The following is a 14,186-nucleotide window of genomic DNA, read 5'->3' on the forward strand; positions in this document are numbered from 1 at the left end:
GACAAAGAGACTATTTCTAATCACAAGTTCACATTAAAATTAATTTCTATTTTTTACAAAAAAATGTTACTTTCTTTGAAAATACGGATTATATAAGAGAAAACCTCTCATAAAATTTATTGAATATTTTATCAATAGATTACAAAAGATTGAGAAAGATTTTGAGAAAGACACAAATTTTATTTTCTTATTTGGCTATATTCTGTAAATTTACCATTACAAACGAAATTTAAAACAAAACAGACCTATACACACTAGCTATATTTTCAAAAGATATTAGCTCATACTATAAAAATTTATGCGAGTAATTCAATTTAGAGAAGCCTTACGTGAAGCCATGAACGAAGAAATGCGTCGTGATAAAAGCGTTTTTTTGATGGGAGAAGAAGTAGCAGAATACAATGGAGCTTATAAAGTCAGTCAAGGAATGTTAGAAGAGTTTGGTGAAAAGCGTATCATTGATACACCAATTGCTGAATTAGGCTTTGCAGGAATTGGCGTTGGAGCAGCGATGAACGGCTTACGTCCGATTATCGAATTTATGACTTTTAATTTTTCATTAGTTGCTATTGACCAAGTTATCAACTCGGCAGCCAAAACACTAGCTATGTCAGCAGGACAGTATGGCGCACCGATTGTTTTTCGTGGGCCAACAGGAAATGCAGGTCAGTTAGGTGCACAGCACTCTCAAAACTTCGAAAATTGGTATGCCAATACACCTGGTTTGAAAGTAGTTGTTCCAGCTAATCCGTATGATGCAAAAGGTTTGCTCAAATCATCTATTCGTGATAATGACCCTGTCATTTTTATGGAATCTGAGATGATGTATGGCGACAAAGGCGAAGTTCCAGAAGAAGAATATTTGATTCCTTTGGGCGTAGCTGATGTAAAACGTGAAGGAACAGATGTAACTGTTGTTTCTTTTGGCAAAATTTTGAAAGTAGCTCAACAAGCTGCCGAAGAATTGGAAAAAGAAGGGATTTCAGTTGAGATAATAGATTTAAGAACGGTTCGTCCGATTGATTATGCTGCTATTATTAAGTCTGTAAAAAAGACAAATCGTTTGGTAATTGTGGAAGAGGCTTGGCCATTAGCTTCTATTGCAACTGATATTACTTATAATGTTCAACGCCACGCTTTTGATTATTTAGATGCTCCTATTCGTAGAGTAAATTCTATGGACGTTCCTTTGAGTTATGCACCTACACTTATCGAAGCTGTTTTGCCAAATGTGAAACGTACTATTGAAGCTATCAAAGATGTAACTTATGTTAGCTAATTCTATTCTAAACCTATAAGGTTTGTCAAACCTTATAGGTTTAAACACTAAAATTATTTTGATTTATCAATAAAATAACGAAATTTACAGTCATATACTGAATTTCAAAATTTACTTTTCTTTTAAAACATGAAAAAACGAACCATTTTTACTGTTGTCTTTTGGCTTTGTGCTGCTGTACTTGGATATGCTCTTGTAGACACTATCAAAACAAGTATAGAACAAGAAGCTCTTATTATAGAATCTGAAGCTCGTGTCATCGAACGTCTCAAAATCATTCGTGAAGCTCAAAAAACATATCAATTACGTTATGGAAGATACGCTGCTAGTTGGGATGACTTAGAAAAATTTATGAAAGAAGGTGTCATTTACAACGTCAGTAAAAAAGAAATTGTAATTCCAAAAGACAAAATTCGTACTCTTGAAACGTATTACTTAGGTGATAGTGTTCGTACTATTTATGATACACTTGGTACAGTACCTGCAATTAATAGTGTTTTTGAAGATGGAAGACCTACTTTTAGCTTAGATAGTATGGAATATATCCCAGGAAAAGGTGACAAGCAATTCAAGATGTTTGTAGAGAAAAAACCTACTGGAAAAACAGATATTATGGCTGATTATATCGAAGTAATTGATCCTTTTCCAGTTAATAAAGAACGTTCTGACGAAAGCCTAAACCGTCGTACAAAATTCTTACGTTTTGGCTCTCTAAATGAAGTTTCTACAGTAGGTAACTGGGAAGATAAGTAAACAAAATAAATCTTTCTTGTATAGATATTTTATAAAAACGATTATCAATCTTTAAATTGGTAATCGTTTTTTTATGAAAAAAATAAAAATAATCTAATCTTTAAATGGATTGTTTACGTTCAAACTATAAGAGTTTTTATTGACAAACAAACTTTAAATGACAAAATTATGAATGCTACAATTCTTCAAAATTGGAAAAATAATAAGCAATTTCTGTTACTTTTTATTCCTGTACTTCTTTTAGTAAGTCTTATTTTTTTTATTCAATCTCCTTATTTTCTCCCTCAATCAGATAATTTAACTTTAGCTATCAGTATTGATTTTGTTTTGACAATTCCGATTATTTATTTTTTGGCAATTCGAAAAACTAAAATATCTAATCTGACAGCTATTACTTTGATGATTGCAGGTCTTTTTTTAGGATTATATTTCCTGCCAAAAGAAAACCAAGTTTATCTACAACTTTTCAAAACCTACTTTTTTCCTGTAATTGAACTAAGTATTTTGAGTGTAGTAATTTGGAAAGTTAGCAGAGCCATTAAGAAATATAGAGCTTTGAAGGCAAATTATGAAGTAGACTTAGATAAAAACACCACTGACATTTCTTTTGACTTTTTTACAGTTTTGAGAAACAGTTGTGAGGAAATTTTACCAAAACTACCTGCTTCTTTATTGGCTACAGAAATAGCAGTTGTTTATTATTCAGTTATTAACTGGAGAAAAATCAAAATAAATCCTCTAAAAGAATTTACCTATCACAAAAACAGTGGAACAGTTGGGCTTTTGGGAGCTTTAGTTTTTATTATTGCTATTGAAACGATTGCTATTCATTTATTGCTGACTCAATGGAGCGTTGTAGGAGCTTGGATTCTGACTATTTTAAGTATTTATACAGGGTTTCAACTTCTTGCTTTTGCAAAATCGTTTTCAAAAAGACCAATTTTGATAGAAAATGACACACTTTATTTGCGTTATGGCATAATGAGTGAAACCGAAATTGAAATAAAAAATATTAAATCAATAGAAGTTTCTGAAAAATCACTGGAAGAATTATTAGAAATAGAGGGAATAGAAAGTAAGGATCAAATCAAATTATATCAAAAACTTTCTCCTTTAGGAAATCTTGAACAACATAATATTATAATTCGTCTTCATGAAAAGGCAAAACTAAATGGTATCTATGGAATAAATAAAGAATTTGAAGTTTTGGCTTTTCATGTCGATGAAAAAGTAGAATTTATGAATCAGATTGAAGAAAAAATGGAATTTTAAAACTAAAAATGCAATGGAACACAGATTTTATAGATTAAACTGATAAGTAGTTGCTTATCACAATTAGATAAATAGCGACGAAGTTCCTGTTTTTGAAAAATACTTAGGGAAACTATAAAACGCCTCAGAAATATAAAATTATGTTTTTTGAAATAAAAAATCCAACTTAACAAAATTGTAGCCTATAATTACTTAAATAAACCCTAGATTCTCTAAAAATAGAAAAACTAGGGTTTAAATAATTGTGAAATAATCTTGCTGTTGTTAGCGTCTTACCAAATACATCACAATTTTACTCCACCAAAATAACTAAATCCTCTTGTTCTACCATTGAGCCACCAGCTAAAACAATCTTTTTAACTTTTCCTGCTTTTGGTGTACTGACAGTAGTTTCCATTTTCATGGCTTCAATCACAAAAAGAGAATCTCCAGCTTTTACAGTGTCGCCTTCTTTTACCAAAACTTCAGCTATTTTTCCTTGCAATGGCGAACCTACTTCTCCGTCTTCAGTGGTACTTGCTTTTTGATTAGAAATTTTTGTTATTTTCAAACTCTTATCCAAAACTCTGACACGACGAATTTGTCCGTTCATATCAAAAGTAACTGTTTTCATTCCATCTTCGTCAGGCTGACTGATAGAACGCAGTTTGATAATTAGTGTTTTTCCTTCAGCAATATCGACCATAATTTCTTCGTTAGGCTGAATTCCATAAAAGAAAATTTTGGTAGGCAGAATTGAAACATCGCCAAATTCTTGAGTTGTGTTATAAAAATCTGTAAATACTTTTGGATATAATAAATAAGAAAGCAAATCTAACTCATTTGCATTTTTGAATTCTTTCTTAAATGATTTCCATTCCTTTTCCCAATCAATTGGCTCTAAATGTGCATTCGGACGTTCTGTAAAAGGTTTTTCTTTTCTAAGAATAATCTTCTGAACTTTCTTTGGAAAACCTCCTTGTGGCTGCCCCAAATCTCCACGCATCATTTCTTTTATCGATTCTGGAAAAGACATTGTTTCGCCTTTTTCCAAAATATCAGCTTTTGTATAGCCATTTGCTGTCATAAACAAAGCAAAATCACCAACCACTTTCGAACTAGGAGTTACTTTAATTAAATCTCCAAAAAGCTCATTTGCAACAGCATAATTTTTCTTTATTTCTTGGAATTTATCTCCCAAACCTAACGATTCTGCTTGTGGACGAAGATTTGAATATTGTCCTCCCGGAATTTCGTGTTCATAAACCTCTGCTGTTCCTGCCTTCAAATCTGACTCAAAAGGATAGTAATATTCCCTTACATCTTCCCAATAATTTGAAAAAGAATTGAGTTTTGGTAAATATATTTTTTGCTCACGCTCGTGTCCTTCCATAGCTGCTACAACAGAGTTGAAAGAAGGCTGAGAAGTTAAGCCAGACATAGAAGCCAAAGCAACATCGACCACATCAACTCCTGCTTCAATCGCCTTCAAATAGGTTGCAGACTGAATAGAAGAAGTATCATGTGTATGCAAATGGATAGGCAAATGAACTGTTTCTTTGAGTTTGGAAATTAGTAATTCGGCTGCATACGGACGTAGAAGTCCTGCCATATCTTTAATTGCCAAAATATGCGCTCCTTCATCTTCTAGTTTTTTAGCCAAATCTAAATAATACTGCAAATTATACTTTCCTTGTGGATTGGTAATAATATCGCCAGTATAACAAATACAAGCCTCTGCTAGTGAATTAGTGTGTTTTCGAATAGTTTTGATACTTACTTTCATCGCTTCAACCCAGTTTAAGGAATCAAAAACACGGAAAATATCAATACCATTTTCAGATGCTTCTTCAATAAACTTTATGACTAAATTATCAGGATAGGCTTTGTAACCCACAGCATTTGAGCCACGAAGTAACATCTGTAAAAGAATATTTGGTGCAGCTTTACGGATGTTTTTTAGTCTTTCCCAAGGGTCTTCGTGCAAGAAACGCATCGAAACATCAAAAGTAGCTCCTCCCCACATTTCCAAAGAAAATACTTCTGGATGGTTTTTAGCAAAACTTTCTGTAACAGCAAGCATATCGTAGGGACGAACACGAGTAGCCAAAAGAGATTGATGAGCATCTCTTAAAGTTGTATCCGTATAATGAATGGCTTTGTCTTTTTTGAGCCATTTGCAAAACTCTTCTCGTCCTAATTTATTTAATTTATCTTTTGTTCCTTTAGGAAATTTATCTTGATATTTTTTATCAAAATCTGGAATTTTTGGCGTTCTGAATGTTTTTGTTGGGTCTAATTTTTTTACACTCTCATTTCCATTTACAGTAGTTTCGGCAATGTAACGGAGCATTTTTGTTCCTCTATCAAAACGACGAGGCATTTCGAAAAGCTCTGGATAGTTATCAATAAACTTAACTGTGGCTTCTCCTTTTTGAAATTCTGGATGAGAAATTACATTTAAAAGAAAATCAATATTTGTCTTTACACCTCTAATTCTGAATTCTCTCAAAGCACGATGCAAACGAACGGCAGCTCCCCAAAGAGTTCGCCCTTTTGCAGAAACTTTGATAAGCATTGGATCAAAAAATGGAGAAATTCGTGCGCCTGTATAACAGTTTCCTGCATCCAAACGAATTCCATAACCGTCAGCAGAACGGTAAGCGACAATTAACCCAAAATCAGGTTTGAAATTATTAGCTGGGTCTTCGGTTGTGATACGACATTGAATAGCAAAACCATTACAAGGCACATCGGCTTGACTATGAATATAAATTCGCTTATCTGTCAGTGGATAACCTTGAGCAATCAGAATTTGAGTGCGAACAATATCAATTCCTGTAACTTCTTCAGTAATAGTATGCTCTACCTGAACTCTTGGATTTACCTCAATAAAATAGATATTTTCGTCAGCATCTACTAAAAACTCAACCGTTCCAACGTTATTATACTTTACTTCTTTTGCAATTGATAAAGCATAATCATAAAGCGCATATTTTGTAGGCTGAGAAAGCGTAAGACTTGGGGCAACTTCTACCACTTTTTGGAAACGACGTTGTACAGAACAATCACGCTCAAACAAATGAACGGTTCTTCCATAATTATCAGCCATTATCTGTACTTCGATGTGCTTTGGGTTATCGATATATTTTTCTAAGAAAATTCTATCATCATTAAAGGCTTTTTTGGCTTCACTCTTTGCTTCTTTAAATGATTTTACCAAAGTAGGTTCATCATGACAAACACGCATTCCACGTCCACCACCACCACCAGCAGCTTTTATAATTACAGGATAACCAATTCTAGTAGCTTCTTTAACGGCTACTTCGGCAGAACTCAAAGGGTCTTTGCTATCTTCAATTACAGGAACTAGCGCACGACGAGCAATTACTTTTGCAGCTACTTTATCGCCTAATTGATTCATAACTTCTGGCAAAGGACCTACAAAAATAATCCCTTCTTCACGACAACGCTGTGCAAAATTTACATTTTCAGATAAAAAGCCATATCCGGGGTGAATGGCATCAATTTTTTTTGCTTTTGCAAGTGCAATAATTTCTTCAATGTCCAAATAGGGTTTCAAAGGATCGTCTTCTGCTCCAATTTGGTAGGCTTCGTCAGCTTTATAACGGTGTAAAGAATATCTATCTTCATAGGTATAAATTGCTACTGTTCGGATATTTAGTTCAGAAGCTGCACGAAGAATACGAATCGCAATTTCTCCACGATTAGCCACTAGAATACGGTCTAGTTTTTTTATGTTTTCGTTTTGCATATATCAGTTATCAGTAAACAGTTATCAGCTACTAGTAAGAATACAGTAAAATAATAAATGCTAATTGTGTAATAGGAAAGGTAAAGAATGCTTTAGTGTGTTGTGTTTGGTGTTAATTTATTTTTAAAATTAGATAAAAAAAGAGTTTTATCAAATCAAAATCTAAAACTACACAACTATTATTACAGAATTTACTTGATAAAAGAATTTGAGAAATAGTTTTAGGTAGTTAGTAAGACATTCACAAAGGTAAAAAATACTTCTTTTTACAAAGTGTTATTTATAAGCTCTATATTATGAAAAAACAAAAGTTATTTCTCTATTCTTAAATACAGTGTACTATAAATTTTTTGGCTCTTACGACAATTTAGCGAAATTATAAAAGGGTGTGCGTTTGTTTTAGCTTCGCTGAGGGGTACACTGTTCTCAGCGAAGCTAAACTGAACACACAATGTTTCGCTAAAAAGTTGGAAGAGCAAAAAATATTTTCCCACAATTAAAATCGTGGGTTTTGTTTTTTTGCAGAAAATGCTGTGGTTGGTGTTTTAGCGACACCAACAACCATAACTTGAGAACAAAGGTTTAAAGCATAATAAAAGACCTAATAGTTTTTATAAGAAAAACTTGTTTAGTTGTATAAAATATTCCAGTTTAATAAAAATAATTGTACTTTTGAAAATGCAAAAAAATATTTCTTCTACTTATTCTTCAAAAATTATAGAATCTATTATTTCTTCATTTTCGCCTTATCAAAAACGTTTTTTTCAAGATATTCTAACGCTTCATTATGGACAAAATGAAACTCAAAACCGTATTACGAGCAATCTTCTGAACGAATATAAAAACAAAAAAACTAACTTCGGTAGAGAAAAGTGGGTTTACTTTTCTTCTTATATTTCGCCTTATTCTATGCGAGATGTTTTGTTATATGCAAAACTGAATGGTTTTGATGAAGTAGTCTTAAGAATAATGGCAATGATAGCTTATTTTCAGAAAAATGAAGAAGGACAAAAAGATTTTTTTATAGAAGTTTTACAGACTCTTCAAGATGTAACTTTTTTCTTTGAGTTTTATACAGCATCTTTTGAAAAACCATTTCCAAATTCTCTCAAAAAATCAATTCGATTTTGTCTAGAAAATAAAACAAAAGAAGACTTTACTATTTTTTTTAAAGACTTTCCACATAAGAAAATGCTTTTGGCTGACTGTCTGAATATCTGTCGCCCTAGATTACATCAGGAAATTAATGCAGCTTTTTTGAAGAAAAATTTTAAAGCAAAAATTCCTGTAAAAAAATGGAAACAAGAACTTACAAAAGCACATTTAGAAAAAGGTTCATATCAAGAAAAACGAAATAAACAAAGTCAGCTTTGGAAAGATTTTGTTGTGAATGATAGACTTTCTAGCCAAGAAATTTTAGAAGAATTGCCTCTAATTTTCAAAAATTCGCCTAAAACTGTAAAAGTAGCTTTAGAAAAGCTACAAAGTAAATTAAACCAAACTACACAAGAAGAAAGTAAAAATATAGAATTAGCTAACAAACTTTCGCCATTTCAGATTCTTGAAAGTTATAATCAAATTCATAAAGCGTATGTAAAACGAGTACACAGAATTTTGTATACACAAGAATTTGTAGAAAGTATTGTTGCCGAACAAGAAGAAGAACTTCATCGTTTGCAAGTAGCTTCAAAACGCATTTTCAAAAAGTGGGAAGGTGAGCTTTTTTTTGGTGGCTATCATCGCCTAATGCTTATTTTTCATGAGTTAGACGAACAACAACGCCTATTTTTTACTCAAATCAATAAACCTGATTTGCAACAAGCACCTAAACAGATGGCGCAAATTATGCAAAGAAGCATACAGATTGAAAATTTACTTTCTACTTTTGAAGAAAATTATTTGAGTGAACTTCCTCCCTCTTTGGTTCAGCAAGAAGGATGGAGAAAAATTGAACGACAAGCACTCAAAAATTTACGTCGTAAAGTAGGCTTTTTTGGAGAACTAGCAGACGTTTTTTATTCTGAAAAGATAGAACAAATCAAACGCCTTTATTTTTATTCGCCAGAAGAAATACAAGATGTTTTGAAAGAAATTGCTATTCACTTAGAAGAATTAGAAGATACAATTTTGCACAGAATTCGTGGCAGAATTGCAGCCTTTAAAGATATTCAAGAGCTTTATTTGGAACAAGCACGTCCACCTATGCAGGCAGCTTTACAGGAAATGTTTGAAGTAGCTAAAGGAGTAAGCGAGCATTTGACAAAACAACTAAATCAGGCTCAAAAGCAACAAAAAGAACATTTAGAAAATAACTCAGATTCAGAAAATGATAACTCTTCTAATTTATTGGGGGAAGTAATCGAAAAGAATTTGAGTAAAAAACAGAAGCAAAAGGTGAAAAAAGGAGTTAGCTTAGAAGATTTTCAATCAATTTATGAGAATAAAGTGCGTCAAACCTATTGGGATAAAACGAAAGCAAACCAAAAAGAAGAATTATCTGTGCTAAGAAATGAATTGAGAAATCAGTTAGAAGATGCACGAAAAACTATTCAAAATATCATTCAGGTAACAAAAGAAGATATAGAAAATACACTTTCAAAGGCACGAAAACAACTTGCTTCTATTTACCAACAAACAGCACAAGAAGAACGAGAAATGATTCCTTTTTTTAAAGAAATTAGAGGAAAAGTAGAACGTATTTTCGAACGCAAACCTTTTGAAGAGGATTTCTTAACGCTTTATCCAGACCTTACAAAAGCAAATGATATTCAGAAAGGATTATTAAAAGAAATTTTGCCTCATACTATTCAAAATATTTCAAGGCTCAATAATAAGAAGGATAATAAAAGGTTTTCAAAGACACTGATAATTTTGGACGAAGCTCTGACAACAGAAGCCCAATCATTAGAAAAAGCAAGTTGGCTGAGTGCTTTTATTTTTCAAAACTCTAGTAGAAATTCGGTTAGCTCGTCCGATTTGATTCATCTAAAAATATTGAGTGAAGATGCTTTAAACACTTATTACACTCAAAATCAGAAAGATACAGCAGCATTTCAACACCGTTTGCAAGATGCTATGATGAATTATGCTACTTCTGAAAAAGGAAACCTGTCGGTGGCTCTTCGTCGACTTATTCAAGATAAAGAAGCCTATTCAAGAATTATTCTTTTGAGTAAATGGACAGAAAAACAACCTCCTTTTCCTTTTAAATTACTAAAAGAATATCGACAAAAGCATCGTATTTCGCCTTGTGTTTTTCTAGTAAACCTTCAACCTAACCTCTCGCCACAGCTTCGCCTACGTAGAAATGGTGTTTTTGCTGTACAAGGAATTTATGAAAATTTGGTAGACTGGATTTTAGAAATGGAATGTTTGTAATGAATTGCATTATTTTCTCCAAATCCTAAGCATAAACAGGATTAAAACCCTGTTAATTAAAAAAAAGAGTCGGAATTATAAATTGGACAGGGTTTTAACCCTGTTTTTATTTTTGTAGTACCCAAAAAATGTCTATTAGTAGGGTCTTAAAGATAGTTAGGATATAAAAAAGCAAATAGAAATACAAAAAAAAGACTTGCAAATAAGATAAATTATAAAATTTATAGTATTAACAAGTCCTAATTTATCTTCACTTTGGTTTAACTTTAGTTTATCAAAGTAGTAGAAACACTAGAGTAGTTAGAGTAATTCTTATTTGTGTGTACGTTCGTCAGAAACAGTAAGTTTATGACGTCCTTTTGCACGTCTAGCACGAATTACATTACGTCCTCCTGGAGTTTCTGTACGTGAACGAAAACCATGTTTGTTTTTACGCTTACGTTGCGAAGGTTGAAAAGTACGTTTCATAATGGTATAGATTTAAATAATTTAAGAATATTAGAAATTAGAATCAGAATTTAAAATCAGTAGAGCTAATTATAAATTTTGACAAATTTCAAAAATTATATTTTTATGCTATAAGCATTATTCCTAAATCGCTTTACAAATATTTTAAAATAATGAAGGGCAAAAGTACAAAAAGACTAGCGTATCTACAAGAATTATTTAAAATTATTTAGTTTTATCTTTCTACAAGCATTTTATTAACTTCTGTACGTTGTGCTGAACGAAAATGAACAAAATATTCTCCATTCTGCCAACCATTGATATCAATAATCAGAGGTGATTTATCAGCTTCTACCGAAAAATATAGAACTCCATCAGCATCGTAAATCTGAACTGTTGCATGCAAATCTGTACTTGGCAAATGAATTTTGATATATGAAGTTTCTACTGTAGAAGGCACAAATTGATTAGAAGCCAGTGTAAGAATTACATCAACAGGCATAATATCAGAATAAGTAGTTTTGCCAGCCGTATTAAGAATTTTTAAGCGATAATGCAGACGAGAAGCAAATGCTTTTTTATCTACAAAAGAATAATATTCTATATCGTTGCTCTGAATAGTTTCGATAGTTGTAAAATTACGTCCATCAATACTTCTTTCTACTTCAAAATAAGAAATAGGAACTGTTTCAGCAGCCGATTTTAATTGCCATCGCAAAATAACTGTCTGTGGAGAAGTGGCTTGTGCCTGAATACTCACTTCTTGTGCATAACTATCAGCGTGTGTATGGAAAGCACAAAATAGCAAAATCAGAAAACAGCCTATACTATGTACAAGAGGATTAAAAGAAGAATATATATATTTTTTTCGCATAGCCGTTTGGTAGAATTGAGAAACTAATTGATTTATTAAATTCAAGATAGTTTCAAATAAATAGTATTGAATAAGATAGCATTTTTTGAAGAATAAGTATTCTTACTCTAAACTAAAATAGTCAGAATTTATACCAATAACCCTATAAATCAGATTATAGTATAGTAAAAAACATATTTTTCGATAAAGCCATCTTACTCAGCTACAAAATAATCGTTTACTTCTGTAAAAAAGGAAACTTTTTTACCTCAGCTTTCATTCTTTTTCCTTCTCTTACTTCTACAAAAATTTCACTTCCTGCTTTTGTAAAATCTTTTTGGAGATATGCCATTCCGATAGACTTACCCAGTGAAGGTGATTTTGTTCCAGAAGTAACTTCTCCAATCTGATTTCCATCACTTTCTGCATCAAAAATTTTATGAAACTGACGGGCAATTCCTTTATCCAATACCTCAAAGCCTACTAATTTCTTCTTAACTCCTTCTTTCTTCTGTAATTCTAATGCTTCACTATTAATAAATTTTTTATTAAATTTGGTTATCCAACCTAGTCCAGCTTCCAAAGGCGAAGTGGTGTCATTTATATCATTTCCATACAAACAAAAACCCATTTCCAAACGAAGTGTATCTCGTGCAGCAAGTCCAACAGGAATAATTCCGTGTGCTGCTCCACTCTCTAAAATTGCTTCCCAAACGGCAACAGCATTTTCATTATTTACATAAATTTCAAAACCACCTGCACCTGTATAGCCTGTATTCGAAATAATTACATTAGGAACACCTGCAAACGTATCTTTTACGAAATGATAATAGGGGATTTCTTTTAAGTTGGCTTTTGTAAGAGGTTGAAGCGCATCAATAGCCACTGTACCCTGAACAGCAAAAAGACTAATGTTATCTGAAATATTTGTCATTTCTACACTTTCAGGCTTGTGTTTCATAAGCCAGTTCCAATCTTTTTCGATATTAGATGCATTGACAACCAAAAAATAATCATTTTCTGCCATCTTATAAACTAATAAATCATCTACAATTCCACCTTTATCATTTGGAAAACAAGAATACTGAACTCTTCCATCATAAAGTGTAGCCACATCATTTGAAGTTACATATTGTAAAAAAGCCTCAGCTTCTTCACCTTTTACAGAAAACTCGCCCATATGCGAAACATCAAACATACCTACTTTTTCACGAACAGCATGGTGTTCAGTAGTTTGAGAAGCATACCAAACAGGCATTTCATAACCAGCAAAAGGAATCAGTTTTGCACCTAAAGCTGTATGCACATCGTGCAAAGCAACACGTTTTAAGTCTGTTGAAATAGAAGAATCTTGAGCCATTTTAATTATATGTTTATTGTGTTAAAATCAAATGTCTATATATAAACACAAAAATAGGTATTTTTTTGGAATGGTTGATTTTGAAAATACGTTAATTTTGTAAGTCTTTGCTAGAATAAATTAGAATATAATCCTCAAATTAGGTAATCTTTGCTTTTATTCGTTTTTTTGCATTCCATTTAGACCAAAAGCAATTCCCAAAAAGTAAAACTATGCAAACTCCAAGCGACGATAACAACAGAAACGACGATTATAAAGATTCGAAAAGTAATTTTAAAGAAAAAAAAGACTATACTCATTCAAGACAGAATAGAAATCAAAGACAAACTACTTCTAATTTTATTTTTGGCTGGCATCCTGTTTTGGAGGCACTCAGAAGTGATAAAACTATCGATAAAATTTTAGTAGAAAAAGATTTTAAAAGTGAAGAAATGACAGAACTTATGCAGCTTGTAAGAAAGCAAAGCATTTATGTTCAGCGAGTTCCTGTTGAAAAGTTGAATAGAGTTACACGAAAAGCGCATCAAGGTGTAGTTGCTTTTGTTTCTGAAATTGATTTTGTTCCCTTAGAAAATATCGTTGCAGGAGCTTTTGAAGCTGGCAAAAATCCATTGATTTTGATTTTGGATAGAATAACAGATGTTAGAAATTTTGGTGCAATTGTTCGTTCGGCAGAATGTACAGGTGTAGATGGAATTGTAGTTCCGACACGCTTAACAGCTCAAATGGGTGCAGATGCAGTCAAAACTTCAGCAGGCGCACTTATGCACATGCCAATTTGTAGATATAGAAGTTTGGTAGGCGCAGTTAATTTTTTGAAAGAATCAGGTTTGAAAGTAGTTGCCTGTACTGAAAAAACAGACAAACAGATTTATGATTTGGAATTAGATATGCCTTTAGCCATTGTGATGGGTTCAGAAGAAGTAGGAATTTCGGAAGAAGTGCTAGAAGTAGTAGATGAAAGAGCTAGTCTTCCTATGGTGGGAAAAGTAGGTTCGCTCAATGTTTCGGTAGCAACAGGTGTAGCTTTATACGAGGTAGTTCGTCAAAAATCAATTACGAATTAAAAATTACGACCTAAAAAAGCAGC

9 protein-coding genes are annotated in these 14,186 nt (G+C 32.4%); 5 read left to right on the forward strand and 4 right to left on the reverse strand.

Going from position 1 to position 14,186, the window contains the following annotated elements; genetic code table 11:
- Positions 1-298 precede the first annotated feature (298 nt).
- The 3 genes from V9L04_RS17900 to V9L04_RS17910 all read left to right on the forward strand — a co-directional run bounded on the left by V9L04_RS17900 (position 299) and on the right by V9L04_RS17910 (position 3,304).
- Positions 299-1,279 carry a pyruvate dehydrogenase complex E1 component subunit beta gene (locus tag V9L04_RS17900; protein WP_338791289.1) on the forward strand — a complete coding sequence of 327 codons (981 nt, stop codon included), beginning with the start codon at positions 299-301 and terminating at the stop codon, positions 1,277-1,279.
- Positions 1,280-1,408: 129 nt separating this feature from the next.
- Positions 1,409-2,032 carry a hypothetical protein gene (locus V9L04_RS17905; RefSeq protein WP_338791290.1) on the forward strand — a complete coding sequence of 208 codons (624 nt, stop codon included), beginning with the start codon at positions 1,409-1,411 and terminating at the stop codon, positions 2,030-2,032.
- Between the two features lie 168 nt (positions 2,033-2,200).
- Positions 2,201-3,304: a hypothetical protein gene (locus V9L04_RS17910; RefSeq protein WP_338791291.1), complete on the forward strand. Its 1,104-nt coding sequence runs from the start codon at positions 2,201-2,203 to the stop codon at positions 3,302-3,304.
- A 292-nt stretch (positions 3,305-3,596) separates the two neighbouring features.
- On the opposite strand, the gene V9L04_RS17915 is transcribed toward V9L04_RS17910, so the two are convergent.
- Positions 3,597-7,058, reverse strand: a complete 3,462-nt coding sequence (locus V9L04_RS17915; protein WP_338791292.1) for a pyruvate carboxylase — start codon at positions 7,056-7,058, stop codon at positions 3,597-3,599.
- A 678-nt stretch (positions 7,059-7,736) separates the two neighbouring features.
- On the opposite strand from V9L04_RS17915, the gene V9L04_RS17920 reads away from it, so the two are divergent.
- Positions 7,737-10,436: a hypothetical protein gene (locus V9L04_RS17920; RefSeq protein WP_338791293.1), complete on the forward strand. Its 2,700-nt coding sequence runs from the start codon at positions 7,737-7,739 to the stop codon at positions 10,434-10,436.
- Between the two features lie 312 nt (positions 10,437-10,748).
- Here V9L04_RS17920 and rpmH read toward each other — a convergent pair whose 3' ends face one another.
- The 3 genes from rpmH to gcvT all read right to left on the reverse strand — a co-directional run bounded on the left by rpmH (position 10,749) and on the right by gcvT (position 13,096).
- Positions 10,749-10,904 (reverse strand): 50S ribosomal protein L34, encoded by a 156-nt coding sequence (gene rpmH / locus V9L04_RS17925; protein WP_014799268.1) that lies wholly within the window; start codon positions 10,902-10,904, stop codon positions 10,749-10,751.
- Positions 10,905-11,118: 214 nt separating this feature from the next.
- Complete coding sequence (locus V9L04_RS17930; protein ID WP_338791294.1) at positions 11,119-11,757, reverse strand: T9SS type A sorting domain-containing protein; 639 nt, start codon at positions 11,755-11,757, stop codon at positions 11,119-11,121.
- Between the two features lie 217 nt (positions 11,758-11,974).
- A complete protein-coding gene (gene gcvT / locus V9L04_RS17935) occupies positions 11,975-13,096 on the reverse strand; it encodes a glycine cleavage system aminomethyltransferase GcvT (protein WP_338791295.1) in 1,122 nt (373 codons plus the stop codon).
- Positions 13,097-13,308: 212 nt separating this feature from the next.
- Between gcvT and rlmB the strand changes: the two genes are divergently transcribed.
- Entirely contained in the window at positions 13,309-14,163 is an 855-nt protein-coding gene (gene rlmB, locus V9L04_RS17940; RefSeq protein ID WP_338791296.1) for a 23S rRNA (guanosine(2251)-2'-O)-methyltransferase RlmB, read from the forward strand.
- Positions 14,164-14,186 lie beyond the last annotated feature (23 nt).

Origin of the sequence: Bernardetia sp. MNP-M8 (assembly GCF_037126285.1) — a bacterium.
Classification (GTDB): Bacteria; Bacteroidota; Bacteroidia; order Cytophagales; family Bernardetiaceae; genus Bernardetia.